This window comes from [Pseudomonas] carboxydohydrogena (assembly GCF_029030725.1).
GTDB lineage: Bacteria > Pseudomonadota > Alphaproteobacteria > Rhizobiales > Xanthobacteraceae > Afipia > Afipia carboxydohydrogena.
Genome location: NZ_CP113162.1, coordinates 2,960,236 through 2,986,811, shown reverse-complemented (window position 1 = coordinate 2,986,811; position 26,576 = coordinate 2,960,236). Strand labels below are relative to the sequence as shown.

Annotated in this window: 24 protein-coding genes; 12 read left to right on the top strand and 12 right to left on the bottom strand. The window is 60.3% G+C overall.

Annotated features, from left to right (window positions below):
* The first annotated feature begins 644 nt into the window (after positions 1-644).
* Positions 645-2,783: a TonB-dependent receptor gene (locus tag AFIC_RS14450; RefSeq protein WP_275246915.1), complete on the top strand. Its 2,139-nt coding sequence runs from the start codon at positions 645-647 to the stop codon at positions 2,781-2,783.
* Between the two features lie 66 nt (positions 2,784-2,849).
* Positions 2,850-3,536, top strand: coding sequence for a Fe2+-dependent dioxygenase (locus tag AFIC_RS14445; protein ID WP_275246914.1), 687 nt, complete (start codon positions 2,850-2,852; stop codon positions 3,534-3,536).
* Positions 3,537-3,571: 35 nt separating this feature from the next.
* Here AFIC_RS14445 and AFIC_RS14440 read toward each other — a convergent pair whose 3' ends face one another.
* The 4 genes from AFIC_RS14440 to AFIC_RS14425 all read right to left on the bottom strand — a co-directional run bounded on the left by AFIC_RS14440 (position 3,572) and on the right by AFIC_RS14425 (position 6,617).
* Positions 3,572-4,573, bottom strand: coding sequence for an FAD:protein FMN transferase (locus tag AFIC_RS14440; protein ID WP_275246913.1), 1,002 nt, complete (start codon positions 4,571-4,573; stop codon positions 3,572-3,574).
* An 8-nt stretch (positions 4,574-4,581) separates the two neighbouring features.
* Positions 4,582-5,391 carry a DUF4198 domain-containing protein gene (locus AFIC_RS14435; protein ID WP_275246912.1) on the bottom strand — a complete coding sequence of 270 codons (810 nt, stop codon included), beginning with the start codon at positions 5,389-5,391 and terminating at the stop codon, positions 4,582-4,584.
* A 62-nt stretch (positions 5,392-5,453) separates the two neighbouring features.
* Positions 5,454-5,966 carry a DUF2271 domain-containing protein gene (locus tag AFIC_RS14430; protein WP_275246911.1) on the bottom strand — a complete coding sequence of 171 codons (513 nt, stop codon included), beginning with the start codon at positions 5,964-5,966 and terminating at the stop codon, positions 5,454-5,456.
* Positions 5,967-5,975: 9 nt separating this feature from the next.
* Complete coding sequence (locus AFIC_RS14425) at positions 5,976-6,617, bottom strand: PepSY-associated TM helix domain-containing protein (RefSeq protein ID WP_275246910.1); 642 nt, start codon at positions 6,615-6,617, stop codon at positions 5,976-5,978.
* Positions 6,618-7,320: 703 nt separating this feature from the next.
* Between AFIC_RS14425 and AFIC_RS14420 the strand changes: the two genes are divergently transcribed.
* The 3 genes from AFIC_RS14420 (at position 7,321) to AFIC_RS14410 (ending at position 9,588) form a co-directional block, all read left to right on the top strand.
* Positions 7,321-7,587, top strand: a complete 267-nt coding sequence (locus tag AFIC_RS14420; protein WP_275246909.1) for a PepSY domain-containing protein — start codon at positions 7,321-7,323, stop codon at positions 7,585-7,587.
* Positions 7,588-7,627: 40 nt separating this feature from the next.
* Positions 7,628-8,224, top strand: a complete 597-nt coding sequence (locus tag AFIC_RS14415) for a cytochrome b/b6 domain-containing protein (RefSeq protein WP_275246908.1) — start codon at positions 7,628-7,630, stop codon at positions 8,222-8,224.
* Positions 8,225-8,619: 395 nt separating this feature from the next.
* Entirely contained in the window at positions 8,620-9,588 is a 969-nt protein-coding gene (locus AFIC_RS14410; protein WP_275246907.1) for a cytochrome-c peroxidase, read from the top strand.
* Positions 9,589-9,688: 100 nt separating this feature from the next.
* Here the strand turns inward: AFIC_RS14410 and AFIC_RS14405 are convergent, their stop codons facing one another.
* Complete coding sequence (locus AFIC_RS14405; protein ID WP_275246906.1) at positions 9,689-9,850, bottom strand: hypothetical protein; 162 nt, start codon at positions 9,848-9,850, stop codon at positions 9,689-9,691.
* 296 nt (positions 9,851-10,146) lie between these two features.
* Here AFIC_RS14405 and AFIC_RS14400 point away from each other — a divergent pair, with 296 nt between their 5' ends.
* Entirely contained in the window at positions 10,147-11,160 is a 1,014-nt protein-coding gene (locus tag AFIC_RS14400; RefSeq protein ID WP_275246905.1) for a hypothetical protein, read from the top strand.
* A 29-nt stretch (positions 11,161-11,189) separates the two neighbouring features.
* Here the strand turns inward: AFIC_RS14400 and AFIC_RS14395 are convergent, their stop codons facing one another.
* On the bottom strand, positions 11,190-11,549 hold the full coding sequence (locus tag AFIC_RS14395; RefSeq protein WP_275246904.1) for a cupredoxin domain-containing protein: 360 nt from the start codon (positions 11,547-11,549) through the stop codon (positions 11,190-11,192).
* 274 nt (positions 11,550-11,823) lie between these two features.
* On the opposite strand from AFIC_RS14395, the gene AFIC_RS14390 reads away from it, so the two are divergent.
* Positions 11,824-14,700, top strand: a complete 2,877-nt coding sequence (locus tag AFIC_RS14390; RefSeq protein WP_420833337.1) for an EAL domain-containing protein — start codon at positions 11,824-11,826, stop codon at positions 14,698-14,700.
* 13 nt (positions 14,701-14,713) lie between these two features.
* Here the strand turns inward: AFIC_RS14390 and AFIC_RS14385 are convergent, their stop codons facing one another.
* The 3 genes from AFIC_RS14385 to AFIC_RS14375 all read right to left on the bottom strand — a co-directional run bounded on the left by AFIC_RS14385 (position 14,714) and on the right by AFIC_RS14375 (position 18,075).
* On the bottom strand, positions 14,714-15,505 hold the full coding sequence (locus tag AFIC_RS14385) for an HpcH/HpaI aldolase family protein (protein WP_275246902.1): 792 nt from the start codon (positions 15,503-15,505) through the stop codon (positions 14,714-14,716).
* Positions 15,506-15,526: 21 nt separating this feature from the next.
* Entirely contained in the window at positions 15,527-16,828 is a 1,302-nt protein-coding gene (gene gudD / locus AFIC_RS14380) for a glucarate dehydratase (RefSeq protein ID WP_420833400.1), read from the bottom strand.
* Positions 16,829-17,058: 230 nt separating this feature from the next.
* Positions 17,059-18,075 (bottom strand): ABC transporter substrate-binding protein, encoded by a 1,017-nt coding sequence (locus AFIC_RS14375; RefSeq protein ID WP_275246901.1) that lies wholly within the window; start codon positions 18,073-18,075, stop codon positions 17,059-17,061.
* Between the two features lie 186 nt (positions 18,076-18,261).
* On the opposite strand from AFIC_RS14375, the gene AFIC_RS14370 reads away from it, so the two are divergent.
* A complete protein-coding gene (locus tag AFIC_RS14370; RefSeq protein WP_275246900.1) occupies positions 18,262-19,164 on the top strand; it encodes a LysR family transcriptional regulator in 903 nt (300 codons plus the stop codon).
* A gap of 11 nt (positions 19,165-19,175) precedes the next feature.
* Here AFIC_RS14370 and AFIC_RS14365 read toward each other — a convergent pair whose 3' ends face one another.
* Together AFIC_RS14365 and AFIC_RS14360 are read right to left on the bottom strand one after the other, a co-directional pair.
* The gene (locus tag AFIC_RS14365; RefSeq protein ID WP_275246899.1) at positions 19,176-20,126 is read right to left on the bottom strand and encodes a DMT family transporter; all 951 of its coding nucleotides are present in this window, start codon (positions 20,124-20,126) and stop codon (positions 19,176-19,178) included.
* A 135-nt stretch (positions 20,127-20,261) separates the two neighbouring features.
* Positions 20,262-20,846, bottom strand: a complete 585-nt coding sequence (locus AFIC_RS14360; protein WP_275246898.1) for a TetR/AcrR family transcriptional regulator — start codon at positions 20,844-20,846, stop codon at positions 20,262-20,264.
* A gap of 415 nt (positions 20,847-21,261) precedes the next feature.
* Here AFIC_RS14360 and soxC (AFIC_RS14355) point away from each other — a divergent pair, with 415 nt between their 5' ends.
* From soxC (AFIC_RS14355) to AFIC_RS14340, 4 genes are all read left to right on the top strand, one after another.
* On the top strand, positions 21,262-22,542 hold the full coding sequence (gene soxC, locus AFIC_RS14355; protein ID WP_275248745.1) for a sulfite dehydrogenase: 1,281 nt from the start codon (positions 21,262-21,264) through the stop codon (positions 22,540-22,542).
* Complete coding sequence (locus AFIC_RS14350) at positions 22,529-23,098, top strand: c-type cytochrome (protein WP_275246897.1); 570 nt, start codon at positions 22,529-22,531, stop codon at positions 23,096-23,098. Before soxC (AFIC_RS14355) ends, AFIC_RS14350 begins: the two co-directional genes overlap by 14 nt.
* A 368-nt stretch (positions 23,099-23,466) precedes the next feature.
* Complete coding sequence (gene soxC, locus AFIC_RS14345; RefSeq protein ID WP_275246896.1) at positions 23,467-24,759, top strand: sulfite dehydrogenase; 1,293 nt, start codon at positions 23,467-23,469, stop codon at positions 24,757-24,759.
* Complete coding sequence (locus tag AFIC_RS14340; protein WP_275246895.1) at positions 24,740-25,303, top strand: c-type cytochrome; 564 nt, start codon at positions 24,740-24,742, stop codon at positions 25,301-25,303. The genes soxC (AFIC_RS14345) and AFIC_RS14340 overlap by 20 nt, the downstream gene beginning before the upstream one ends.
* A gap of 22 nt (positions 25,304-25,325) precedes the next feature.
* Here AFIC_RS14340 and AFIC_RS14335 read toward each other — a convergent pair whose 3' ends face one another.
* On the bottom strand, positions 25,326-26,540 hold the full coding sequence (locus AFIC_RS14335) for a hypothetical protein (protein ID WP_275246894.1): 1,215 nt from the start codon (positions 26,538-26,540) through the stop codon (positions 25,326-25,328).
* Positions 26,541-26,576: the final 36 nt, after the last annotated feature.

Below are 26,576 nucleotides of genomic sequence, written 5' to 3'. Positions count from 1 at the left end.
GCCGATGGTCTAGCGGTACGAACTGCCAAATCAAATACGCAAGCAGTTCGTGTTTTTAGAATCCATTTAAGTTCAGACTAATTGAGACCATCGGCGTTTCCGATTGATTCTGAAGTTCTGTGGCGGCGATATCCGCTTGTGTGTTGATCAAGCGTTGCAAAAGTGAGTGTCGCGCAGATTGATAATGGAGGCTGACGTGACGTTCTCGCGTGCTGGTGTGCGACATTCTGTCATTCAAGTGCTTGACGAACTAGAAGCTCTATAAACTCGGCCTCCGATGTGTTGCCCGCAAAATCTTCAGAAGTTATGAGGATCGAAATCATCGTGAACAATTGGTTGTTCTTGCGATGTGATCATCGGGGGTTGGGGCTATGGGAAGTTCAACGATTGATCGCGTGTCTGGAAACGACAGTGCGATCGCAGACAATATTTCAGCGATCGGGTGGGGCAGAGCGATGATTGGCGTCGCTGCTGTGATGCTGATGCCCGACTCGGCCGACGCGCAGCCCGTCTCAAGCGAGCAAGAACTTCCGCCGGTTCTTGTGACGGCGCCGAAGAAGCAGACGAAGAAGAAAAGAGCGGCGCGTCCCGCGCGAGCGCAATCTGCGCCGGCTACTGCTGCGGGGGCGCAGAGAAACGCCGCGGTGAATCAGGTCGTTGGTGACGGTGCCGGTGTCGCCGGTTATCAGGGATCCGCGCAAAGCGGATTGTCGCGTTTTCCGACCGCTCTTCTGAACACGCCTCAAACGGTCAATGTCGTCTCGCAGCAATTGATGCAGGACCAGCGTGTCACCTCGGTGCAGGAAGCCCTGCGCAACGTTCCCGGCATCACCTTTACGGCGGGCGAGGGTGGCGTTCAGGGCGATAACATCACCATCCGCGGTTACAGCGCACGCAACGATTTTTATCGCGACGGCATTCGCGATCCGGGTTGGTATGCCCGTGATGCCTTCAGCTTCGATCGTGTCGAAGTCTACAAGGGTCCGTCATCGTTTCTGTTCGGCCGCGGCTCAACCGGCGGCGTCATTAACATCGTTTCCAAGACGCCGCAGAATCGCGATTTCGGGGTCATGGAAGCCACGGGAACGTCCGCGACCGGCGGGCGCATGATGGTGGATTTCAACAAGGTATTCGGCGATTTCGCCACCCGCATTTCCGCCGTGGGTTACGATAGTGATGTCGCCGGCCGCGATTTCGTCAACACCAAGCGCGTCGGCGTCGCGCCATCGATTTCGTATCAGATCGCGCCCGGTACCAAGAATACGCTGAGCTACGTCTACCAGAAGGACGATAACATTCCCGATCGCGGTATCGTCATGTTGCCGGGATCGTACTTTGGCACGTCCTACCGGCAGCCTGCTCCGGTGGCGCGTAACATGTGGTATGGCGTGATGACGCCGGGCCAGAACGATGTCGAAAAGACCGAGGCCCATAACCTCATCAACAAATTCGAACATGAGTTCGATTCTGGATTGAAATTCACCAACACGACCGGCGTCAGCTATGTGGAGCGCTTCAACCGGACGCGTCCGGTGCAGCTGTCCGGTCTTGGAACGGCCAACTCGAATCTCTGGGATGCGGCCGTCGGCGGCACCCGGCTCGGGACGCCTGCCAACCCGCTGTTGCCAGGTACGTCGCTGAGTGACGTATGGGTGGCCAACACCAACCACTTCCAGAACCAGACCAATAATCTCCTGGTCAGCAACGTCAGCGATCTGAACGCCAGGTTCAGGACAGGTTCGCTTGAGCACAATGTCCTTCTCGGCGTCGAGGTCAGCCATGAAAAACGTGAGCACTATCGCACGACCTTCAGCGATACCTATCGGGTCAATCTCGCCAATCCCAACCCCTGGGTGACGGGCACGTTGAGCCCCACGACGTCGGCGACAGAAGCCAATGCCGACGGCGTCGGCGTCTATGTCCAGGACCAGTTGAAGATCACCGAATGGCTGGAGCTGCTGGGCGGCGTCCGGTTCGACAACTTCTCGGCGACAAGCAACGGCTACACGATCACCAGAGCGACGGGCGCCCAGAGCGGCTTCACCTCTCTCAAGAACGATAACAACTTCACGACCTACCGTGCCGGTGTCGTGCTTCATCCGACGCCCTGGTCGTCGGTCTACTATATGCGCGGAACGTCGGCGAATCCGACATCGGAGTTCGTTTCGCTATCGAACGGCCAGCAGTCGCTTGCGCCCGTGACATCGACGATCGATGAAGTCGGCGCCAAGGCCGACATCCTCGATAAGAAGCTCAGCTTGAACGCCGCACTGTTCCGCATCAGGAAGGAAAACGATTACGAGAACCGCGGAACGAGCGCGGCTCCCGATTACGTTGCGGTGGGAACCACGCAGGTCGAGGGATTCGAGATCGGGGCGACGGGCAGCATCACGCCGCAATGGAGCGTCTCCGCGGGTTATGCCTATCTCGAATCGAAGGTGCTGAATTCGAACACGGTCGCCAACATCGGGCATCAGCTTGCGATGACTCCGCAGAACTCGTTCTCGCTGTGGTCGACCTATGATCTCGATCCGAAATGGACGATCGGCGGGGGCGCCTTCTATGTCGACTCGCGCTGGAGCAGCGCCGCTAACGACGGTCGTATCCCGGCATATTGGCGATTTGATGCGATGGCGGCCTACAAGGTCAGCCGCAACTTCACGCTTCAGTTCAATATCTACAATATCGCCGACGAGCGTTACTACGATACGGCTGCCGGTGCGGGATTTGCGGTTCCGGGCCCCGGACGTTACGTCTCGCTCTCGGGCCGCGTATCGTTCTAAGCGATGCATCTATGACGGCAACAGAACCGGCGTCATAAGGCGCCGGTTCTTTTTCGAGGATATGCGATGCTGGTACAGATTCCGAATGTTTTAACCCCCGAACAGGTGAAGCACTGTCGTGACGTGATGGCGCGCGCCGACTGGGTCGACGGACGTGTGACGGCCGGACATCAATCGGTGCAGGTCAAGCGCAATCTGCAATTGCCCGAGAGCAGCCCCGCGGCGCGTGAGCTGCGCGACATGGTGCTCGCCGCACTCAATCGCAATCCGCTGTTTATGTCGGCGGTGTTGCCGAAGACCGTCTTTCCGCCGCTGTTCAATCGCTATGATGCCGAAGGCGAGATGAACTTCGGTTCGCATGTCGATAATGCGATCCGTACGGTTTCCGGCACGGGTGTTCGCGTACGGACCGACGTCTCATCGACGCTGTTTCTGTCGTCTCCGGAGGAATATGACGGCGGCGAGCTGGTGATCGAGGATACGTATGGTTCCCATTCGGTGAAATTGCCGGCTGGCGATATGATCGTCTATCCGGGGACCAGCCTGCATCATGTGACGAAGGTAACGCGGGGCTCGCGCATCGCGTCTTTTTTCTGGACCGAGAGCATGATCGGTGACGTCACGCGCCGCGCGATGATGTTCGATCTCGATATGTCGATTATCCGCCTGAATGCGGATCATCCCGAACACCCGTCTGTGGTGTCGTTGACCTCGCTATATCATAATCTGCTGCGGCAGTGGGCGCTGACCTGACACCTGCCCGTTTCGCCCGGTCTGGAATCGCAAGGCTACGACAGCATCTGGTCGAGCATTGGCGTCGTGCGCTCGATGAAGGTGTCGCCGTGCTTGCACAGGATGGCCGCCGCCAGCCGGTGTGTGATGGCGAAATCGATGGCGTCGTCCTGTCCGAGAACCATTAACGCCGTCGCGTAGGCATCGGCTTCCATGCAGGTGGAGTGCAGCACCGTCGCGGTGACCGTGCCGTTGGCGGTTGGCCATCCGGTGCGCGGGTTGAGCGTATGGGAAAAATGCTGCGCGCCGCTTGTGAAGCCGCGTTCACAGCCGGATGTGGCAATCGCGAGGTTATAAAGCGCCACCAGCACCGGCTGCTTCCCGTCAGCAGACCGATCGATCTCGACCCACCACGGGCTGCCATCCGGCTTCACCCCGGATCCTCGCAACTCGCCGCCGATCTCGACCAATGCGTGATAAAGGCCGTGCTGGTGCAGCGTTTCCATGACCAGATCGACCGCGTATCCTTTGGCAATTCCGCAAAGGTCTATCGCTCCTTCGCTTGACCGCCGCATGCGGCGGCGGCCTGCGTCCAGATCGATCTGCTGCCATCCGCAAGCGCGGTGATGCGGGGCGATATCGCTAGCGGCGGGCGGCCCTGTTCTCGGTCCGCTCGGTCCGAATCCCCAAAGATCAATCAGCGCGCCAAGGGTGGGGTCGTAAGCGCCGTCCGATTCCTGCGCGATACGCAGCGCGCCTTCCATGACCTTGAAAAGCTCGGGCGGCAAAGTCTGCCATTCGTTCATCGGCAAGCGATTGAACCGGCTGATATCGGAGTTTGATTCCCAGGGACTCATTTGCGAGACGACGCGCTCGAGCGCGGCAGGGATCATGCGGCCCAGCGTTTGGCGAGCGGCGGCTGAACCGGCGAACTTCACCGACCATGTTGTTCCCATGGTGGTGCCGGACAGCTCCTGAACAGAGGCCCCTGCTGGCGCGGCGCGCGGCATCGCCGACAGGGGCGGGATCGCCACGCGCCGGGGCAGGGATGTCGTCATCGGTCTGGCTACTGTGGCAACACCTCGATCGTGGTGCTGTAATTGCTGCGCCGTTGCGCGTTTTTGATCTTGCTCTTGTCGTCGCTCACCGAAGCGCTCATCCAGTAGAAGCCCGGACCCGGCCATGTGACGCTGAAAGTGCCGGAGGCATCGGTGGTGACCTTGCTGTCGTTCAGCTTGTCGCGATAGCGGATGCCGCCCGGCACGACCGCGACTTCGACGCCGCTGGCGGGCTGGCCGTCCAGCATCAGTCGGAACGTCGCCTTCTCGCCGGCCACCAGATTGTTGGGATGGGTCACCGGAATCATCTCAAGCCCGGTGCCGATGGCCTTCAGCGTGTCGGTGGAGGGCTTGCCGGAAGTGACGAAGGATTCGACCCGGCTGTGGCTCTCCGAAATCTTCACGTCGGTGGCGTTGCCGGGAATGGCCTTTTCAAGGTCAGCCGCTTTACCGCGCCAGCGCTTGGTCTGCCCATCCATCTTGTAGCTGGCGAATACGCCTTGATTCATCACCGTCAGTTTGTAGGTGCCCGGTTGCGCGAGCTTGACATCGAAGGTGCTGCGATAGCGTCCCTTTGCCAGATTTTCCGGCGCGACGGTCTTGCCGTCCGGGCCTTCGATCGACAGGTTATCGAGCTGCATCGGGTGATGTTCGAAGTAAAACAGGTCGTTGGAAATCGCGGCATCGACCGTAATCCAGGCATCCGCGCCGGACAGAACGGTGGCCGATGGCAGCAGCCAGGCGCGATGGGCTTGCGCGGGCAAGGCGAGCAGCGAAACCGAAGCTGCGATCAAGGCAACCTTGAGATGTTTGGTCATGGTGAAATCCTTTCCATGAAGCTGTTGGTGCGCGAAGGCGCAGTATGTCCGTTGCAGATGTTTTATGGGGTCAGTTGCAGGGCGACCGTGCCAAGCTCGCTTTCGCCTTTGGCCTGAGCGACCGCAGGAGCCTTCGGCGGCCATTCGAACGGAATTCGCAGCAACTCGCGGCCGCCAACTTCGCGCGCGGCTTCGATAACAAGCTGGTAGCTGCCCGGCGTCAGTTCGTTGAGCGGTTTGGCGCTGCTGTCGAACTTGATCTGATGATTGCCGGGCGCGCGCGTCGGGCTGGACAGTCCATCGGCCGGCAAGGTCAGGTCACGGCCGGTGCGCCGCCACCATTGCCGCATATCCTTCAGCCATTTGGTGCCTTCATTGTCTTTATGCTTGGTGTCGTACCATACGGCGAGATTCGTGATCTTGCCGCCGTCGGCGGTTTCCACCCACATGGCAACATAGGGCTTGTGATATTCGGCAACGCTCAGTCGCGGAATGTCGATGCTGATAGTGGCTTCGGAAGCCAGTGCCGAGCCTGTGGCGAGGGTGGTCAGTGCGGCGGAAATCAGGAGGCGCATGATAAACCTTCAACGATGGATGAGAAGAACGGCAAGCAGGGTCGGAATGATCAGTCCCAGGCTGACGACGGGCCAGGTGGCCGGCCGGCGCTTGGCGTGAAGCTGGAGAAGCAACAGGCCGGTGAGGCAGAAGATAATGGCGGCTGTCGCGAAAAGATCGATGAACCAGCTCCATGCCTTGCCGGCGTTGCGGCCCTTATGCAGATCATTGAGATAGGCAATCCAGCCCCGGTTGGTGAGTTCGTAGGAGATCGCGCCACTGTCGCGCTCGATGCTGAGCCACGCGTCGCCGCCGGGGCGAGGCAAGGCGATATAAATTTCCCTGGCGGACCATTCGGTCTCGCGATCAGCAGTATTGACGCCGATCTCCTGGTACAGCCATGCGCTGACGTTGGACGGCAGTGCGGCCTTGGCAATATGGGGAGCGGTTTTCAGCTCGGCGAGCAGGGCCTGCGGAAGCTGGCTCTCACGCATTACGACTGACGGCTTGGCCTCGATTTTTCCCGCGTTGTTCAGGGTGATCCCGGTGAAGGCGAAAAGGATCATGCCAACGAGGCATAGTCCTGAACTGATCCAGTGCCATTGGTAGAGCTGGCTGATAAAGAACGCGCGGCGTTTCTTTCGTTGCCAAAGCTCATCGCCGTCAACCATCAAACGATCCGGTATCGTCTATCTTTCAAGAGGCTATGGCGATCTGCATCGGCCATCCGCTCTATTTAACGAAGACGGTTCGGCTTTACTACAGCGCCGGATTAGGTTCGTTCTAAACTCTCCTCGTATGGGATGCGAAGGCTGTAGGAGCCTGCGACATATTCGCTCCACTCGCTTCCGTCTTCGGTTCTTGTCTCGCAAGAGAGTAGTCCGTTGTGCGCACCGCGCAGCCTGCGTGCGCGCACATGGTTTGCGTGGTCCGCCGTGTGCGGTGTCCGCTTCGATGCTTGTCCGAAGTTGGAGTGACCATCCTTCGACGGTCTCGGCCGGCGGATCACCATGCCGGTGATCGGCGGCATGATGTCATCGACACTCCGCACGCTGGCCGTAACCCCCACCATTTCGGGTTGGTCGAGGGTTTCCGATTGCCGCCCGTCAGCTGCGTGTGAAGGAGCGCTGACCGGTCATCCCTGAGAAGGGATGAGCATTCCAAGTTTAAAATCGTTCTAAGATATTGTCGCGAAGCAGCCATTTGCAGGGGTTTTTGAGCGTGCTCATCGTTACTGGGACTGCGTGTCGCAGCCTGACCAGCAGAGCGCCCGTCCGGTTTCGCGCTAGAACAAAATCGAGACTTCCGTGCCGAGCCCGCTGTGGCGAACAATTCCTCAAGTTGAATGATGGAGACGCAGTTATGAAGATCGCAATGCCCCTGGCTTTGATCTCCGGCTTTTCACTGGCTTTGAGTGGAGCTTGTCTTGCCGATGGGTTCAAGGATTGCACCAAGCTCGACAAGGCGAAGTGGAAGCCTGCGAGCGAGGCGGAAGCAAAGGCGAGCGCGGCGGGATACGAGGTGCGCCGCTCCAAGGTTGAAGGCACGTGTTACGAGGTCTACGGCGTGAAGGATGGAAAATTGTTCGAGCTGTTTTACAGCCCCGAAGACCTCACTCTGAAACACACCATCAAAAAATAAGGCTGGTCTGACGGCGGCGGACAAGCTGGCTAGCGATTGTATGTCTACAGAAGACGATCATTCAGCACCCCATATTTACGTTTGGGACCTGCCGCTCAGGATTATGCATTGGTCGTTAGCTGCGTCTATTGTCGTGGCGTGGTTGAGCGCGGTCGTTCTCGACTCATTGCACAGGCAGGCTGGGTATATCGCAATCGCTCTCGTCGCGTTGCGGATCGTCTGGGGTTTCGTGGGGTCCGATTCCTCGCGTCTCAGCCGGCTGAAATTTCTATTGCCCAATGCAATACGGTTTCTGTGCAGACTCATGCGGGGTCGAACTGGCGGCTACGTCGGCCTCAACCCCGCAGGAGCCGTGATGCTCGTGGCATCGCTGAGCCTGACGTTGATTTCAGGCATCAGCGGATGGATGCAGGTCACCGTCCGGTTTTTCGGTGTCGCATGGGTTCAAGTGTTGCACACTTGGTCATCTTACGCCCTGCTTGTGCTGGCAGGCGTGCACATTCTGGGCGTCGTGGTGGTTAGCGTCATGCAGCGCCAAAACCTCGTTGTTGCGATGTTCACCGGAAAGAAACGAAGAAAATTTCCAGGGCGCGCATATCGGCCTGGTAAGGCGCCCCATTCTCCCAAAGGTGCGTGAATGGCGCGCTCGGAATCCGGTCATTGCTTCGCGTGGCTGAAGCTGTCTCCGATAAAAGACGCATCGTCCGCGTTTTGAGATGAGTGAGAAGCGCCCCGGTGTGTCCTCGAAGAAGATCTGCCGGGCCGCTTTCGGAGCGAGTGGCAGCGGGATACCAGTGAGTTTAGCTGCGACGATTACGACCGGACATTATATTCAGCCCTGAGTGGCGAAAAATTTAAGCAAGATCAGAATTCCTAAGGGCGCGTGGCCTCCCAGCGCCGTGAGACAGGGGCGCCACTACCAAAACCTTAAGCCTTGCTAAAGCATATCCAAGCCAATGTTTAGCTTGGTGAAATGTGATGAAACGATGGACGGGACTCACCCTTGCGGCCCTGCTGCTTTTCGGCCTGCCAATGAGTTATATGGCAGCCGCGGGGCTGCATGATCTCGATCCCGTTCGGGCGAAATATCGCCGGCCCGCCACGATTCCTTTTCCCGACGACAATCCCTACACCCGGGCGAAAGCCGATTTGGGGAAAATGCTGTTCTTCGATCCGCTGCTTTCCGGGTCGCGCAAGCACTCCTGTGCCTCGTGCCATGTGCCCGCGAAATCATGGGGTGACGGGCTGCCGCACGCGATCGGCGAGGATCCCGCGGGCATGGAAATCCGCACGCCGACCTTGATCGATATCGCGTTCGTGGACATCCTTGGGTGGGACGGAAAATTCCCCGATCTGGAATCGGTGACCTTCGGGCCGCTGACAAGCCCGCAGAACATGAACATCACCGAGCGCGAATTGGTGCGGCGGCTGCGCGCTCTGTCGCGCTATACCGCGGCCTTCGCCAAGGCGTTTGGCGACAAGCACATCACGCGGCGGCGGATCGAACTGGCGATCGCGACCTACGAGCGCACCATTGTCGCGGGCGAAGCACCGTTCGATCGCTGGACCATGGGAGACGAGGACGCGATCTCGCCGGAAGCCAGGCGCGGCTTTGCCCTGTTCAATGGCAAGGCGCATTGTTCGAGTTGCCACAGCGGGCCTTCGTTCACCGATGGATCGTTTCAGGATATCGGCTCCGCGACCGGCGACGATATCGGGCGAGGCCGGTTGTTTCCGACTTCCGAGAAGCTGCAATACGCCTTCAAGACTCCGACCCTGCGCGATGTCGCGGACCGCGGACCGTATATGCATGACGGTTCGATTGCGACGCTGGAGGGCGTGATCGAGCTTTATAATAAAGGCGGCATCGATCGCCCGAGCCGCTCGCCGTCGATCAAGCCGCTTGGACTGACGGTTGCGGAAAAGGCGGAGCTGATTGCATTTCTCAAGACACTCTCGGCGCCGGCAATAGAGACGCGATCACCGAAGCTGGCCAAGTGAGAGCCTGAGTGCACATAAGGTCGAGTACAAGACAGAGTCTGCGTGAGTGCGGGCAGGCGCGGCAGCGCGCCGCCTGAAGCCCGCCGATCAGGTGGGGCGATCAGGTGTAATGTTGCAGCACCGATCCCAGCAGGCCGAAGCCCGCGAACAGGAGCGTGCCGGCGCAGGTTTCCAGCATTTCGCGATGTGAGATGTGTTTGTCGGCGGCGATCGCCAATGCAGAGCCACCCAGCACGCTCGCCACACTCAGCAACGCAATCATTCCACTCTCCTGAAATAGGGTCGGTCATCAAAATGGACTTGATGAGCTTCAATTCGGTGATTCGAATCCGTAGAATTTGAAATGCCTGAAATATTCGCTTCAAGTTATTGAGCGCGCTAGTTCATTCGTCTTCTTAACAATCGTTAACCACAAAACAATGCCATTCAAGGCTACGCTCGCTCGATTCCGAAAATCCAGTATAGTAAATAAACTCTTTACATAATCGCTAAAAAGTCGGGCTGGTGATGATGACCTATTGTGAGCGGCTTGGCTCCGCGCTCCGTTGCTCATCCTCGATGTTTTTTCGTTTCGTGCTTGTTGTTCTGTTCGGCGCCATCGGCACCGGAACTGCAAGCGCTCACGTCAAATGGTTCTGTGCCTACAACGTCGCCGGACAACCCGAGGGGCTGGAGAACGTGTTGTGCCAGGATTTTGAAATCCTGGTCTTCGTCGCCCTCGTCTGGCTTTTCGCGGGCTGCCTGATCGAGAAGACATCGGTCGGCGACGCCATGCTGCGCTCGATGGATCGGGTCACCGGCGGATTGCAGGCCAATACCGAATTGATTGTCCGCGCGACCGTCTTTTTCTTTTTCGTCTCGTTATGGGCCATCGGCGGGATCATCCTGACGCCGGAATTGAAATCGACGTCGGCCATCATCGGCCCGATTCAACTGGTGATCATTGCCTGCCTGTTGTCACGGCGTACCCTGCCGATCTCCGCGCTCGGCATCGCCACGCTTTTCGGTATCGCCGTCCATGATTACGGCATTTTCCATCTGGCCGATTACCCGATCTTTCTCGGGATCGCCGCCTATCTGGCTCTGATCGGGCTTCAGAAGAAGTTCTTCGGAATCGAGCCGATCGACGTCATGCGCTATGCGACGGCCATCACGCTGATGTGGGCTTCCGTTGAAAAGTGGGCTTATCCCCAGTGGAGCTTCCCGATTTTCGTCACCCATCCGGGGATCACCTTCGGGTTCGATCAGGACTTCTATATGCGTGCGGCGGGCGTCGTTGAATTCACGCTGGCGTTTGCCTTGCTGTGGACTCCGCTGGTCCGGCGTTGCGCGGCAGCCATCCTTGCCGGAATGTTCATCGCCGCCTGTTTCGAGTTCGGCAAGATCGACCTGATCGGGCACTCGGGCATCATCGCGGTGCTGTTTGCCATCATCGCCGACAACCGCTGTGTCGCGGAAAACGACCGTCGCGTTCCGGTGCTTGCCCCGGCGACTTTTTGTGTCGCGCTGGCCACGACGCTTTTCGTCTATTATGTCGGGCACGCGTACTTGTTCAGTACGACGATTTTGTAAAACCGAACCGGTACGGAATTCGGGGCTGCCTATTTGACGGTCACCAGCAGCTTCATCTTGGGATGGATGGCGCAGAGCACGGTGAAATTCCCGGCAACCGGGAAGGTCACATCGAATTTGCTGCCCGGCTTCTGGTCTCCGGAATCAAACTGAAATTCAGGCGACTTGAGATAGGCGTGATGGAGCAGTTCGCCATCATCGTTAATGAAGCGTAATGCCTCGCCGCGATTGATGGTGATCTGGCCCGGCTGGAACTTCCGGTTTTTCTGGGAAATCTGATAGGGCCCCATCGCGATTGCCGCTCCCGTGAGCAGGCCGCCGAGACTTGCGGCAACAATCTGGAATCCGAGATGCCGCGTGATGGCAAGAGGCCGTCTGTACCCAAGCATCTTCTTCTCCTTTGCGGCTCCGTTCACCGCGGAACCCTGAACGATAAGATGCACCAACTGGTTACCATGACTCGCGACGCCTTTTACTCAATACCGCCCGATACTGCCTGTAAACGTTATATGGCTATTTGGATAGTCGATGTCACCTCAGAACAGGCCACATCGAGGGAGAGTGGCGTGAGACAAGAATGTCTTCTTCAGCCAATGAAGAAAGCGAAGTTTCAGTATGAGGGTTTCACCGGGCCGCAGGGCCGATCGCGGATCGTTTCTCGCGATGCCCCGCCGTCTTCTGGCCGCCATGCCAGTCAAGGGAACTATCCGGACGCAAATTCTGATCTGCTGCCTGTTGATGAGTGCCATCACAGCAGCGCTCGGCGTCTACGCGACATCCGGCATTAGGCACGCAGCGGATCTGGTCGCCAAGACCTTCGACGAATCGCTGATGTCGATCAACTATGCGCGCGCGGCCGCCGCCGATTTCTCCAATATGCGCGCGGCTTCCTCCCGCCGGCTGGTGAGTACGGATCCTTCGTCGCGCGCGGCGCTCGACAAGGAAATCGACAATCTCGGGAAGACGCTCCACGAAGACCTCAACATCGCCGCCGAGCGTTCTCAATCCGCTCTTGCCGTGGCCGCGGCGAGGAAGGTGCAGGAAGCCACCGATGCCTGGACCGCGCTGCATCACAAGGTCGTACTGGAGGAAGACGCGACGGACAATCCGGCCGACGGGAAGGGACAGAGCACTCAGGCCGCCAGTCTCGATAATTATGCCAAGGTTGTCGATCAGCAGATCGATTTGTTGATCAACTATACGGCCGGCGATGGCTTTCTGTTCCGCCAGCATGCGTTGTCCGCGATCAACCGCGATATCAATTTCAATCTGATCGCGCTGGCCGCGGCGCTGATCCTGTCCGCATTCCTGTCGTGGCGGTTGAGCCGGCGGATCATCGGGCCGGTCGCGGTGGCCTCAAAAGCCGCACGCAGCATCGCGGAGGGCAAGCTCGATGTCGATATTCCCGCCGGAGGCGTGGACGAGCTTGGCACGCTGATCACCGCCATGGGCGTCATGCGTGACAACATCAGGGATATGATGGAGCGGGAGATCGCCCAGCGGCGCTCCGCGCAAGCGCGCCTCACCGATGCGCTTGAAACCTCCCAGGAAGGCGTCGTGCTGCTTCAGGCCGATGGCCAGGTCGCGTTGGCCAATTCACGGGCAAGCGAGTTTCTGACCGAGGCGCCGGACCTGCTGCGTTGCAGCCCCTTTGAAGATCAGTGGATTGAAAATCCGCTCGTCGATTTTGCGCCTGCGGCGCTACGGGATTCGGCAAGCGAAGCTCGTCTTCCGAACGGGCGATGGCTGCGCGTCAGCCGCAGCATGACGCAGGAACGCGGTGTGATCGTCGTTTTCAGCGACATCACGGCCCTGAAGAAGCAGGAAGAACAACTGCACGAAACCAACCGGAGGCTCGACGCGGCGCTCGAGAATATGTCGCAAGGCCTGTGCCTGTACGACAAGGATGCGCGCCTTCAGGTCGTCAATCGCCGGTTCTGCGAGATATTCAATATTCCGGTGGGCTCTATATACGCCGGCATGAGCTTCGAATCCGTCCTGATGCTGAGTGTCATGGCCGGTAATCATGCAGGCCAGAACGTCGTCGACCTTTTGGCCGAGCGCCAGCGTTTCCTGTCCCGCGAGAAGATCGACAGTTACTATCAGCAACTCAGCGACGATCGCGTGATCTGCGTCAGGCACAGGCCGGCCTCCGATGGCGGATGGCTGACGACATGCGAGGATGTCACCGAGCAGCATCAGGCCGAGTCGAAGATCACCTTCATGGCCCGCCACGATGCGCTGACCCGGCTTCCGAATCGCATTCTGCTGGCGGAACGGATCGAGCAGGCGATCGCTCAAGTCGGACGCGGATCCGGCTTTGCGATCCTTTGCCTCGACCTCGATAACTTCAAGCAGGTCAACGATACGCTCGGCCATGCGGTGGGTGACGAACTGTTGTGCGCCGTCGCTGACAGGCTGGGATCCTGCGTTCGCGAGATAGATACGGTGGCCCGCCTTGGCGGCGACGAGTTTGCGATTATCCAGGCCGACACCCAGCGCCCCGAGGATGCCGCGCGGCTGGCGCGCCGCATTGTCGAATGTCTCGGCGAACCCTATGAATTCGACGGGCAACGCATCGTTATCGGCTGTAGCGTGGGTATTTCCCTCTCGCCGGGCGATGGCACATCGGGCGAAAAACTTCTGAAGAACGCGGATGTCGCCCTGTATCGCGCCAAGGCGGACGGCCGGGGAATCTGGCGATTCTTCGAGACCGAGATGGATGAGAGTTTGCAGAAGCGCCGCGCATTGGAGCTCGATCTGCGGGAGGCGATGGACAAGAAGCAGTTCGAGCTTTTTTACCAGCCGCTGTATGACATCGATCTCGACAAGGTCTGCGGCTTTGAGGCTCTTCTGCGCTGGCGGCATCCGGTTCGTGGCGTGGTGACGCCCGAACAGTTCATCTCCGTCGCCGAAGAAATCGGCCTCATTATTCCGCTGGGCGAATGGGTGATCCAGCAGGCGTGCCGGGAGGCCGCGTTGTGGCCAAACGATCTCAAGGTCGCGGTGAATGTCTCCTCCGTACAGTTTCGCAGTCCGCGATTGCTGGAGGCTTTTTCGTCAGCCCTGGCCAGCTCGAAACTTCCGCCGAAGCGGCTGGAGCTTGAAATCACCGAGTCCGTTCTTCTCACAAATAACGGCGAAACCACGGAAACGCTGCACAAGCTTCGGGCTCTCGGGCTGCGCATCGCCTTGGATGATTTCGGAACCGGATATTCGTCGCTGAGCTATTTGCGCAGCTTCCCCTTCGACAAGCTGAAGATCGATCAGTCGTTCGTGCGCGATCTGACCGACGCCGAAGGCTCCAGGGTGATTATCCGGGCAATCGTCAGCCTGGGTAAGAGTCTCGGCATGCGGACGACGGCGGAGGGCGTGCAGAATATCGCGCAACTCAATTATGTCGCGGCGGAAGGCTGCAACGAGGTGCAGGGCTATTTCTTCAGCAAGCCGGTTCCCGCTGCCGAAGTGCCGTCCGTCATCCGGACCTGCCGGAACAGGCTCAAGAAGAATGCCGAGGGAGTCTATGCGCTGAGCAGTTGACGGCGCCTGCCGGTCAGTAGCCCGAACCGGCGGCGGTCGGCTTCATGCCGCCTCGCATCGTCGCCATCACCTGCTGGGCGCCCGCGGTCATCAGACGCGAATCCGAACCGACGGTCACGAGGCGGAAACCGCGTTCGATGCGCTTGAGCGCCATCTCGGGAGTTCCGTTGTGAATACACGGGATGACGCCGTGTTCGTTGGCCTTGGCCAGCACCATGTCGATGGCTTCCGCGACGGGCTTGTCGACGTCGTCGAATGTCGGTGCGCAGCCGAGCGACAGCGACAGGTCGCCCGGGCCGATGTAAACGGCATCGAGTCCTTTGACCGAGAGGATTTCGTCGAGCTTGTCGAGCGCCTGCCGGGTTTCGATCATGGCCAGCGTGACGATGGTCTCGTTTGCCTTTTGCGGATAATCGGCGCCGGCATAAAGCGTTGCGCGGATGGGACCGAGGCTGCGCCCGCCTTCCGGCGGATAGCGGCAGGCGCGGACGAATTTCTCGGCATCCTCGCGGCAATTCACCATCGGACAGATGATGCCATAGGCGCCCGCGTCCAGCGTCTTCATGATGATGCCGGGATCAAGCCACGGCACGCGCGCGATCGGAATCGTGGGCGTCGTCGAGATCGCGGTGAACATCGCGACCGCCGATGCATAATCGGTGACGCCGTGCTGCAAATCGACCGTCAGCGTATCCCAGCCCTGATGGGCCATGACCTCGGCGGAGAACGAGCTTGGAATGGCGAGCCACCCGTTGACGACAGCGCCGCCGCTTTTCCAGATCGAGCGAATTCTGTTCTCACGCATTGTTTTTGTCCTCGATGAAAACTAGCGCACCATGCAGGGCTGCTTGGGGCTGAACGTCCAGTTCGGAATCAGGAATTGCATGGCGGCGGCATCGTCGCGCGCGCCCAGTCCGTGCTTTTTATAAAGCGCGTGCGCTTTCTCGATCTCGGCCATGTCGGGTTCGACGCCGAGGCCGTGCCGTTCCGGCACCCTGATTGCGCCATTTCTGATTTGCAGCGGCTCTTTGGTCAGGCGCTGGCCGTCCTGCCAGATCCAGTGCGTATCGAGCGCGGTAATCCGTCCCGGCGCGGCGGCGCCGACCTGCGTGAACATCGCGAGCGAAATGTCGAAGTGATTGTTGGAATGCGAGCCCCATGTCAGGCCCCATTCGTGGCAGATCTGCGCGACTCGCACCGAGCCTGCCATCGTCCAGAAATGCGGATCGGCGAGCGGAATGTCGATGGCGTGCAACTGGATCGCATGGCCGAGCTGGCGCCAGTCGGTGGCGACCATATTGGTGGCGGTCGGAAGGCCCGTGGCGCGGCGAAACTCCGCCATGATCTCGCGGCCGGAATATCCCTGTTCCGCGCCGCAAGGATCTTCCGCGTAGGTCATGATGTCGCCGCGCCCCTTGCAAAGCCGGATCGCCTCATCGAGCGGCCACGCGCCGTTGGGATCGAGGTTGATGCGCGCGTCGGGAAAGCGCTTTTTCAGCGCGGCGATGGCGGCGATTTCATCTTCACCCGCGAGCACGCCGCCCTTCAGCTTGAAATCCCTGAAGCCGTAGCGCTGCTCGGTGGCTTCGGCGAGCCGGACGATGGCTTCAGGCGTCAGCGCAACCTCATGGCGCAAGGAGGTCCAGTCATCCTTTGCCGGGGATTCATGATGATAGGGCAGGTTGGTCTTGTTGCGGTCGCCGACATAGAACAGGTAACCAAGCATTTCGACGGCGTCGCGCTGCTGCCCTTCGCCGAGCAGAGCGGCGACGGGCACCTGAAGATGCTGCCCCAGAAGATCGAGCAGCGCCGCTTCCAGCGCGGTGACAGCGTGAATCGTGGTGCGCAGATCGAATGTCTGCTGGCCGCGTCCGCCGGAATCCCGGTCGCCGAATGCGGCCCGGACAGCGTTGAGGATGGCGTGGTGCGCGCCGATTGGCTTGCCGATCACCAACTCGCGGGCATCTTCCAGCGTGTTGCGGATTTTCTCGCCGCCCGGTACTTCGCCGACGCCGGTGTGCCCCGAATTGTCAGTGAGGATCACGATGTTCCGCGTGAAGAACGGACCATGCGCGCCGGAGAGGTTGAGCAGCATGCTATCCCGGCCGGCGACCGGGATAACACGCATGTTCGTCACGATTGGCGTCGAAGTCTGTGTCACGTTTATTCCTTCGTCATTCAATCGTGGAAGGCTGCTAGTGTGGTGGTTCAGAAGTTCGCTTTGTAGTTTCTGCGAGTCCTTCAAGCGAACTTCTGAACCTAAACCACACTAGAATTATAGATTTTCTAGTGTCCTTTCGAATCCGAAGTTCGCTACGGAGCGTATTGCATTCTCAGGCGAACTTCGGATTCAGGACACTAGTTGCCCGGCAGGTTGTATGCGATCGGAAGGTAGTAATCCTTCCACGACTTCGGCTCGGTCTTCAACGTGCCGATCTTGTAGAGATGCTGCGCGAACTTCATGACGCCCTGTGGCTGCGGATTGAACTCCATCATCATGGGTTCTTTCAGATAGGACAGCAGATCGGCGTCGCTGGTCGTGTCGTGCGTGACCTCTTTATACATCTTGACCGCATCCGCGGTGTGTTCGCGAATGAAGGCCTGCGCTTCCAGCGTCGCCGCATAGATGGCTTGAATGGCCTTTGGATTGGCATCGGCGAACTTGGTCGTGCAGAAGAACTGCGACTGCGTGAGCGGGCTGCCGATGATGTCCTGCGACTGCACCACGATGTGCGCGCCGGGGACGTTCTTCAACTCACGGAACTGGAAGGGCGGCGCGGCGAAGTGGTTACGGATTTCGCTCGTCGGATTGCTCATGGCGCCGAATGCGTCCGGGTGTCCGAGCTGGACCGTGTTGGCGTCGAACTTGGCATAGTCCTTGTCGCCGAACATCTTCGCGGCGGCCATTTGCAGCAGGATCGCTTGCGTCGAGACCTTCACGGTCGGCACCGCGATCCTGTCGCTGGGCTTGATGTCGGCCAGCGTCTTGATGTTGGCATCGCGCGAAATCAAGGCGAGTGGCAGGGCCGAGCTTGCGACAATCGCCTTCACGCCACCCTTGGTGCGGTCGTTGAGAAGCAGCAAATTGCCGACGCCGGTGTTCACCGCGTCGATTTTGCCGGAGAGCAGCGCATCGGTCTGCGCGCCGCCGCCGCTGAGGTTGACCCAGTTGACCTTGAAATCCTTCAGGCCGAGCTTGGCGGCCTGCTTCTCGATCAGGTTCATCTTCTCCATCACATGGCTCGGCAGGTACACGATGCCCGGTTGCCGTGTGATGGTGATCTCGGTCTTTTGCTGTGCGAAGGCGGGGCCCGCACCGAGAAGTGCCAGCCACACTATTGCGGTACGATAAATCTTGCTCGGCAGCGTCTTCATTGCCTTGTTCTCCCTGCTTGTTTCGTCCCGATGGTCCGGCTGTCGCGGACTTTGCGTCCCCTCTCGCGAGGGGTTATGTCTTGGGCGAGAAGGCTATCCGGGCGTCGCGGGCGGGTCTAATCCAAAGGGTAGATGGATCGATACAATTCTTGTATTGATGAAAAAGCCTGCTGCGGGGAGCGTCCGTTGTTCGAACTCAATCAGCTCGTCTGTTTCGTGACGCTGGCCGAGGAGCTGCACTTCGGCCGCGCCGCGCGCAGGCTGGCGATGACGCAACCGCCGCTCAGCCGGCAAATCCAGCTTCTCGAACATCATCTCGATACCAAACTGTTCGACCGCACCAGCCGCACCGTGCGTTTGACGCCTGCGGGAGAGCGGTTTCTCGTCGAGGCGCGCCAGATCCTGCGGCTGGCGGAGGGTGCGTCGTCGCTCGCCAGGAAAGTGGCGCTCGGGAAAACCGGCTCGATCCGGATCGGCTTCACCGCCGCATCCGCTTACGATTTCGTGCCCCGTCTGGTGACGGCATGTCAGACCGAATTGCCGGATGTCGATCTGTCGTTGAAGGAGATGGTGTCCGGCGACCAGATGGAAGCGCTCGGCTCGGGTCAGATCGATATCGGCTTCATCCGCCCGCTTCTGGTCCGGCACGGCATCGAATCCATGAAGGTGTTCGCCGAGGGCATGTGCCTTGCGGCGCCTGCGGGACATCCGCTGGCGCGCAAGAGGTCGCCCACCTTGCGCGACCTGCACGAGCAGCCATTCGTGATGTATTCACCGCACGAGTCCCGTTACTTCCACGAACTGGTCGTGGCGCAACTGGCGCAGGCCAACGTGCAGCCGCGCTACGTGCAGTATCTCGGGCAGGTTCATTCCCTGCTGTCGCTGGTGCGGGCGGGACTCGGCCTCGCGCTGGTCCCGGCATCCGCGACCGGACTTCACCTCGATAATGTGGTGATGCGGCCGGTCGCGTTGCGCGCGAAAGCGCCGGTCGAGGTGCATGCGGTCTGGCGGCGCGATGCCGCCTCGCCGCTGATTCCACAGATCGTCGCAATCGCCAAGCGGCTGGCGCACCGGCCGCGCCGCCGCTGACTGTCAGCGGTTCAGTATTGCGCGTCCTTCTCGTCCTCGGACATCGAGCCGATGGCGGCGGTCGGCATTTCCCGCAGGCGCTTGAGGCCGAGCAGCCGCTCGCGAACGATCACGAAAATGCCTGCACCGGCGATGATGGCCGCTCCGCCGAGAACGTAAACCGTCGGCACCTCGTCGAAGATCCAGTAGCCGAGCATGAACGCCCAGATCATCGCGGAATAATCCAGCGGCGCGAGAAACGAGGCGGGTGCGTAACGGTAGCTCTCGGTAAAGCCCATCTGGCCGAGGCCGCCGGTGATTCCGATTCCGATCAGCAGCAACCAGTGCAGCGGTGTTGCCGGCATGGCCCAGCCGAGCGGAATCGTGAACAGCGAGGACGCCAGCACGATCAGCGCCATGAACGTGACGACGGCTGGCGTCGTCTCTGTCGCCGTGATGCGACGGATCTGGATGGTCGCGCCCGCGGTCGTGCATGCGTTCATCAGCGCGAACATGATGCCGACACCGATCGTCGAGGACCAGGCGACGTGGTTCCGAAAATACGGAACGAGCATCAGCAGCACGCCGAAGAATCCGACGGCGACGGCGGACCACCGGTAAGCCCGCACTTCTTCCTTGAGAACGAGCCACGAGAATACGACCGTCAGCAGCGGTGCGATATAGACGATGGCGGTGTAATCGCCGATCGGCATCCGTGCCAGGGCGGCGAAGGTGCAGAATGTCCCGACCACGGCGAAGCTGCCGCGGATGAGGTGAGCGGCCGGATCTTTCGTCCTGAACGCCTGGTCGAGTTCGCCGCGCAGTCCGAAGAAAAGAAAGATCGGAATAAAGGCGAACAGCGAGCGGAAGAAGGCGACCTCTCCGGCGGGATAGGCTCCTTCCAGATAGCGTGCCTGGGCGCCCATCAGCGCGAACATGATCGTGCTGAAAAGCTTGAACGTAATCGCCGGAATAATTTTCATGGAACAGGTCGTATAGCGGGCGGGCAAGATGCGCCGCCACGATGTAGCATTCTTTGCAATGCTGTCGTCAATTATTGCTATGGGTCGGCGATCGGCTGCCGGAAAGACATCCTGCCGGCTGCCTGCGATATGGCTTTACCCTGCGGGCGACAGGCTTTTCCGCAAGGCCGAGAGCGTGTGCTTGAATCCCTGCGGTCCCGCGACCATCCGCTCCATCAACAGCGCGCCCTCCAGCGCCGACAGAATCATGCGCGCGGCTTCCTTGGCCTTGAGCGTCTTGCGAACTTCGCCGTTCGCGAGCCCTTCGGTGTAAACCTTTTCCAGCCAGGTAATGTGTTCCTGAAAGAACTCCGTCGTGCCCGTTCGCAGGCTTTCGGGAAGGGTTTCGAGTTCGGCGGCAAGCGCCGCGCACAGACAGCCAAGGCTTTGCTCGACGCCGGTCAGATAAAGACGCCCGTACGCCTCGACGCGGTCGAGCGCGGAGGAATGCCTGGTGACGATCATGGAGAGCCCTTTGGCATATCGTGCGCGGTAGGCTTTCAGCACCTCGACGACCAGCGTCTCCTTGGTCGAATAATGATGGTGGATGCTTGCCTTGCGAATGCCCACCGTGTCCGACAGGTCTGCGTAGCTGAATCCGGAATAGCCGCGACGGCGGATGAGAATTTCCGCTTTCTGCAAAAGGACGGTTTTGGTCTCGAGTGTGGTTGCCTGGGCCATCGGGCGGCTGTCCTGTCGTATCGTCCTGCAACTTATACGTTAATCGTGCGCAAATACCCACGCTAAATTGTCGGGCCGCCCTGCTGTGCAACGGCTGCCAGCGCGCCGTCATCGGACTTTACGACAAACCTTCTAGTAGGTAGGCTTCCGGAGCGATTGCGCCATGGCCATCCGCAAAAAGCGGCAGGCGGCGTGCGGAACAGGGAGGATTTCACCCGCATCTCGAAGACGCGGTCCCGCTAGGCGTAGCGGATACCGCCAGAAACCCATGACATCTCTTAGGGAGAGAACCATGAAGAGTAACGGAAGGGCCGTTTATGACGAGAAAGCCCGTCATATGGCCGAACAGATGGTGCTGGCCGAGCAGCGCCAGATTGCGCAACGCGCCGAAGACGAGTGCGATTGCAAGGAAGGCATGTTTCCCCAAAGGGGGCTATCGAGCCGGCGCGGTTTTTTGTTTGCGGCAGGTTCTGCCGCAGGCGCACTCGGAGCCATGAGATTTGCGCACGCCGAGGCCGCCAAGGCGCCTCCCGGTGCGGTGTATTTCGATACTCCTGACGATCCGACCAAGGAGCAGGGGCGTCCCGTGGGAGCCGATGGCGGTTATGGCTCGCGGTCGCAGTTCGAAACCGAGGTTCGGGTGCGTTATCCGACCCCGAATGAAAACACCTCGTGGAGCCTGACGCCGCTGGACCGGGGCCTCGGCAACATCACGCCGTCGGGTCTTCATTTCGAGCGCCACCATGGCGGCATTCCGACGATCGATCCGGCCCGGCACACCATGCTGGTCCACGGCATGGTCAACAAGCCGATGACCTTTTCGATGGCCGACATCAAGCGGCTGCCCAGCGTCACCCGCAAGCATTTCATCGAGTGCTCCGGCAACGGGCTGACGGAATGGAATAAGCCGACCATGAAGACCGTGCAGGGCACGCATGGCCTGCTCAGCACGTCGGAGTGGACGGGGGTGCAGTTTTCGACCTTCGCCCGCGAAGTCGGACTGAAGGACGGCGCCGCCTGGGTGCTCGCCGAGGGCAGCGATGCCGCGGTGATGACGCGCTCCATCCCGATCGAGAAGATGCTCAAGGATGCGCTCATCGTTTACGGACAGAACGGCGAAGCCATCCGTCCGGAGCAGGGCTATCCGCTGCGGCTTCTGCTGCCCGGTTACGAGGGCAACACGCACATCAAATGGCTGCGGCGGCTGGACGTGAGCGACAAGCCGTTCATGACGCGCGAGGAGACGTCCAAGTACACCGACCTCCTCGGCAACGGCAAGGCGCGCATCTTCAGTCTGGACATGGATGCGAAGTCGGTCATCACCTTCCCGTCAGGCGATATGAAACTGCCGGGGCCGGGTTTCTACAACATCCAGGGTCTGGCCTGGACCGGCCGCGGGCGCATCCAGTCCGTGGACGTGTCGATGGATGGCGGCAAGACCTGGTATCCGGCCCGGATCGATTCGACGCCGGAGCCGATGTGCACGGTGCGCTTCAGCTTCCCGTGGATGTGGGATGGCAAGGCGGCCGTCCTGCAAAGCCGGTGCATCGATGAGACCGGATACGTGCAGCCGACGTTGAAGCAACTGGTGGACATTCGCGGATCGAATGGTCCGTTCGGGTCGATCTACCATCTCAATGCGATTCAGAGCTGGGCCGTGAGCGAGGCAGGGGAGGTCACCAATGTCCATGCATAAAAAAACCCTGTTGCTGATTGCGGGCGTCGTCCTGATGCTTTCAGGCAGCGCACAGGCTCAATCGATCATCGATCACTATGGCTTCGGCAAGCAGGCCACCGATCAGGATATCGCCAGATATTTCTCGATCCCGCCGTCCGGACGGGGGCTTCCCGCTGGCAGCGGCACCGCGAAAGCCGGCGCGACCGTCTTTGCCGATAATTGCGCGATTTGTCACGGCGACAAGTTGGAGGGAAATCCGGCGAAGGGAATCGGCGGCGACAAGCTGCTCGGTGGTCGTGGCTCGCTGGCGACCAAGACGCCGGTCAAGACCGTCGAAAGCTATTGGCCCTACGCCACGACGCTGTTCGATTACATCAAGCGAGCGATGCCGTTCAGCGCGCCGGGCTCGCTGACCGACGATCAGGTCTACAGCGTGGTCGCTTACATTCTTGCGGAAGGCAAGGTCATCAAACTGACCGAAGTGATGAACGCGCAGACCCTTCCGAAGGTCGCAATGCCCAACAAGGACGGCTTCATTCCCGACAGCCGGCCCGAATTGGAGCTGTATCACTAACGGCGCGTAGTCGCTGCAATTGGCGATGGACTGGAAAGAGCGCTTCGCAAGAGGCGCTCTTTTTCATGGACAGCGCGGTGCGCATTGTGCGCAGCACTCGCACACGTCCCGAAGAATGAGAGAACAGCACGGCATATTCGATGCTCTTGAGAGGATAAGATCGCTGCGATGCGGTGCATGATCGCAAAAATCGTATCGTATGTTGGGAAAATTGACGCTCTCCCGATCCTGGATGAGTATCGAGGTCCGAAGACTCATGGAGATGATGTCTTCGGTTTGTTTGAACCGGCTGGCGGCCTCGGGACGTAATCCCAAAGGCAAGTCCGATCGGAATATCTCGTGCGAAATATGTTTGCAGGGAGGGCAACGTGACATCACGACAGAAGGATTCCGGCCGCGCGTCTGCGGCGACGCGGCGACAGTTTATCGGCGCGGGCTCGGCGATGCTGGGCGGCGCGGCGATTGCGGCGGCGAGTGGAGGCAAGGCGGCCGCGCTCGATCCGGCGGGCGATCCGAACGGGCCGCCGAACATCCCGGAATGGATGAAGGTGCCCGGCGCGGACACCGGTGGCCAGCTTTACGGCACGCCGTCGCCTTTCGAGAAGAAGGTCATCCGCAACGTCCCAAAAAACCTGAAGCAGTACACATCGGCCTCGACCCGCACGCCCTTGCAGGAGCTCGACGGCATCATCACGCCGAACGGCGTGTTCTACGAGCGCCATCATGGCGGCATCCCGGAGATCGATCCGGCGCAGCACCGGCTGATGATTCACGGCCTCGTGGAAAGGCCGACGATCTTCACCATGGATCAGATCCGGCGCTATCCGTCCGTGTCCCGCATCCACTTCCTCGAATGTTCGGGCAATCCGGGGTTCGAGGCGATCTACGGCAAGACGGCGTCGGATCTCGTTGGACTGACGAGTTGTGCCGAATGGACCGGCGTTCCGCTGAAGACGGTTCTGGATGATGTCGGTCTGAAGCCGGACGCAAAATGGATCGTCGCGGAGGGCGCGGATGCGGCGGCGCTGACCCGCAGCATTCCGATCGAGAAATGCCTCGAGGATGCCATGCTGGTCTACAGCCAGAATGGCGAGCGGCTGCGCCCCGCGCAGGGTTATCCGCTGCGCGTTTTCCTGCCGGGTTTTGAAGGCAACATGAGTGTCAAGTGGGTGCGCCGCCTGCATGTCACGAACGAGCCAGCCTATTCCCGCGAGGAGACGTCGAAATATACCGACTCCATGCCGGACGGCACGGCGCGGCAGTTCACTTTCTATATGGAAGCGAAGTCGATCATCACGCGTCCATCAGGCACGCAGAAGATCGAAAAAGGCTTCAACGAGATCACCGGCATCGCATGGACCGGCCACGGCAAGATCGCCAAGGTCGATATCACCACCGATGGCGGCAAGACCTGGCAGTCGGCGACACTCCAGGAGCCGATATTCACCCGCGCTTTGACGCGTTTCCGCTTCCCCTGGGTGTGGGACGGCAAGCCTACAGTCATCATGAGCCGCGCGACCGACGAGACCGGCTATGTGCAGCCGAGCTTCGCGGAGTTGAAAGCGGTGCGCGGCTTGAAGTCGTTCTATCACAACAATGCGATGCAGCCGTGGTCGATCGCGGAGAGCGGGGAGGTCAGCAATGCGAACGTCAAGGCTTAAGCTGGCAGGCGCCGCGATTGTTGTTCTCGCCGCCGCGACGGCCGCCGATGCGCAGCCGAAATACGGTTTCGGGAAAGTCGCGACTCCGGCGGAAATCGCCGCCTGGAATATCGACATCGACCGCGACGGAAAGGCCTTGCCGCCGGGGAAGGGCAGCGTCGCGCAGGGGCACGAGGTGTTTGCGGCCCAGTGCGCGTCATGCCACGGCGAGAAGGGCGAGGGTGGCCTCGGCGACAAACTCGTCGGCGGGCAGGGCACGCTCGCCACGCCGAAGCCGGTGAAGACGGTCGGCAGCTTCTGGCCCTACGCGCCGACGCTGTTCGACTATATCCGCCGGGCGATGCCGCTGAATGCGCCGCAGTCCCTGACCAACGACGAGGTCTATGCGGTGTCGGCCTACGTTCTCAATCTGAACGGTCTGGTGCCGGACAACGCGACGCTCGACGCCAGGTCGCTCGCTGCTGTGAAGATGCCAAACCGCGACGGGTTCGTTCAGGACCCGCGCCCGGATGCGCATAACAAGGCATGCATGAGCAACTGCTAGGTTAATCCCTCGCCGCCGCGCTTCAAAACGCGGCGGCGAGTTCCTTTGCGCCGGGACGGCTGCTCTCTGCGTCCATCCGCGCATTGGTGGCGGCGATCAGTTTCGCCACCGTGTTGTTGCGGCTGGCGACCGGATTGCGCTCATAGCCGCCCCGCTGGAAGAAGTTCGAGGTCGGCACCTGCACGCGCAACGCCTGCGGCATCGACACCATGTCGAAGCCGTTGCCGTCGCCGGTGAGGTTCATCATCTCCAGTTCGGCCGCGCTCAGCGGTTTTGTGTAACCCCTGTGCCGCGCGAAGTGGACCGAGGTCAAAAGCTTGTGCGTTTGCAGCCATGGCCCGATATCCACATCGAGATTGAGCGCGTGGATGGCGAGACCCTTCGGGGTCTTGGCGAGCCGCGCGTGCGCGCTCCACTCGTCGGGCACGGATTTGGCGAAGGCGACCATCCTGCGCAGCACGGCGATCTTGCTGGCCATGGCCTTGCGGTGCGGCTCCGGCGCGCGATGCATGGCGGCGGTGAGGCCGGCGAGGATGCCGTCGCCCTGTTCGGCGAGAACCTCGACCGTGTTGGTCGTCAGTAACTGGTTGTAGCCGAGCGCGGTCGAGATCGCACGGGCGTTGGGGCGGGGAAATTCGAGGCCAGCCTGCACATCGTATTTGCCGTTACCGCCCGCCTCGAAGCAGTAGACCCGCACCGCCTGCTCGCGGCTCACGCCGAGCGAGGCCGCGACCGCGGCATAGGCTTTCTTGAATTCGCCCTCGCTGCGCGGGCGGGACGGCGTGAACTGGAACTGTTCGGCGGCGTGGCGGACGAAATCCGTCACCACGGGCAGGGGCGGCTGTTTCGGCGGCGGCTTGTGCGGAGCAGCCGGATCGACCGGCCTCGGTGGCCCGGTATAAACCGGCGGCTGCGTCAGGACGTAATCTCCCGCGCCGATAGTTTCGCCGTTACGGCGGCGGGCATTGCGCAGGCGCCGCTTCTCCGTGACCGCGGACCAGTAAGCCTCGGCCTTTGCCTCGAAATGCTCCCGCGCTTTTTGGTAGGAGGCAAGTTTTTGGCGGTATTCGTTAATTTGGGAAGGGGCAGCGGGCGTAGTGGCGGTCTGCTGCGCGGGCGCGGCGGCCGCCGCCGGAAGCCCCGTAACCGCAAGATATATCAGCACCGGTACCGCGCAGGCGGCGTTGCGGCGCGCAGGAAATCGGCGACCCGGTCTGATACGAATGTCTAACGTCATGCGAATCCCCGCCGATAGAAGAAGTTGACCGAAGGC

Coding starts and splice junctions, on each gene's coding strand:
- AFIC_RS14445 (WP_275246914.1), top strand. CDS start 2,850: ATGCTGGTACAGATTCCGAATGTTTTAACCCCCGAACAGGTGAAGCAC.
- AFIC_RS14440 (WP_275246913.1), bottom strand. CDS start 4,573: ATGACGACATCCCTGCCCCGGCGCGTGGCGATCCCGCCCCTGTCGGCG.
- AFIC_RS14435 (WP_275246912.1), bottom strand. CDS start 5,391: ATGACCAAACATCTCAAGGTTGCCTTGATCGCAGCTTCGGTTTCGCTG.
- AFIC_RS14430 (WP_275246911.1), bottom strand. CDS start 5,966: ATGCGCCTCCTGATTTCCGCCGCACTGACCACCCTCGCCACAGGCTCG.
- AFIC_RS14425 (WP_275246910.1), bottom strand. CDS start 6,617: ATGGTTGACGGCGATGAGCTTTGGCAACGAAAGAAACGCCGCGCGTTC.
- AFIC_RS14420 (WP_275246909.1), top strand. CDS start 7,321: ATGCCCCTGGCTTTGATCTCCGGCTTTTCACTGGCTTTGAGTGGAGCT.
- AFIC_RS14415 (WP_275246908.1), top strand. CDS start 7,628: ATGTCTACAGAAGACGATCATTCAGCACCCCATATTTACGTTTGGGAC.
- AFIC_RS14410 (WP_275246907.1), top strand. CDS start 8,620: ATGAGTTATATGGCAGCCGCGGGGCTGCATGATCTCGATCCCGTTCGG.
- AFIC_RS14405 (WP_275246906.1), bottom strand. CDS start 9,850: ATGATTGCGTTGCTGAGTGTGGCGAGCGTGCTGGGTGGCTCTGCATTG.
- AFIC_RS14400 (WP_275246905.1), top strand. CDS start 10,147: ATGTTTTTTCGTTTCGTGCTTGTTGTTCTGTTCGGCGCCATCGGCACC.
- AFIC_RS14395 (WP_275246904.1), bottom strand. CDS start 11,549: ATGCTTGGGTACAGACGGCCTCTTGCCATCACGCGGCATCTCGGATTC.
- AFIC_RS14390 (WP_420833337.1), top strand. CDS start 11,824: ATGCCCCGCCGTCTTCTGGCCGCCATGCCAGTCAAGGGAACTATCCGG.
- AFIC_RS14385 (WP_275246902.1), bottom strand. CDS start 15,505: ATGCGTGAGAACAGAATTCGCTCGATCTGGAAAAGCGGCGGCGCTGTC.
- gudD (WP_420833400.1), bottom strand. CDS start 16,828: ATGCGTGTTATCCCGGTCGCCGGCCGGGATAGCATGCTGCTCAACCTC.
- AFIC_RS14375 (WP_275246901.1), bottom strand. CDS start 18,075: ATGAAGACGCTGCCGAGCAAGATTTATCGTACCGCAATAGTGTGGCTG.
- AFIC_RS14365 (WP_275246899.1), bottom strand. CDS start 20,126: ATGAAAATTATTCCGGCGATTACGTTCAAGCTTTTCAGCACGATCATG.
- AFIC_RS14360 (WP_275246898.1), bottom strand. CDS start 20,846: ATGGCCCAGGCAACCACACTCGAGACCAAAACCGTCCTTTTGCAGAAA.
- soxC (WP_275248745.1), top strand. CDS start 21,262: ATGTTTCCCCAAAGGGGGCTATCGAGCCGGCGCGGTTTTTTGTTTGCG.
- AFIC_RS14350 (WP_275246897.1), top strand. CDS start 22,529: ATGTCCATGCATAAAAAAACCCTGTTGCTGATTGCGGGCGTCGTCCTG.
- AFIC_RS14340 (WP_275246895.1), top strand. CDS start 24,740: ATGCGAACGTCAAGGCTTAAGCTGGCAGGCGCCGCGATTGTTGTTCTC.
- AFIC_RS14335 (WP_275246894.1), bottom strand. CDS start 26,540: ATGACGTTAGACATTCGTATCAGACCGGGTCGCCGATTTCCTGCGCGC.